The organism is Staphylococcus pasteuri, from assembly GCF_030547725.1.
Classification (GTDB): domain Bacteria; phylum Bacillota; class Bacilli; order Staphylococcales; family Staphylococcaceae; genus Staphylococcus; species Staphylococcus pasteuri.
On the sequence record NZ_JAUOQO010000373.1, the window covers coordinates 1 to 268 of the forward strand.

The 268-nt window shown below is 36.9% G+C and carries 1 protein-coding gene; it reads left to right on the top strand.

What is annotated here, in order from left to right; translation table 11 throughout:
* The coding region (locus Q4528_RS14040; RefSeq protein ID WP_303522211.1) for a hypothetical protein at window positions 1-268 on the top strand (268 nt) is incomplete at both ends.

Here is a 268-nt window from a genome sequence, read left to right on the forward strand (position 1 = left end):
ATTTGGAGCACCATCGCTATTCTGATAACAAGCAAGCTAAACAAGACTTTAAATATTTAAGTGATGGTATTGGTGAAGGAGTCACTAAGAATTGGCTAGCTAGATACTGTCAACATTTACCGATAGAGCAACAGAGCGATGTGATTAATACGCTGTATCTGTCGGGATCGTTTCAAACATTATCAACACAGTGCCAAAAATTGCTAATGACTGATTACAAAGTATGGGGGGATAAAACATTTCAACAGTTTTTAGCTATGTGCATTTC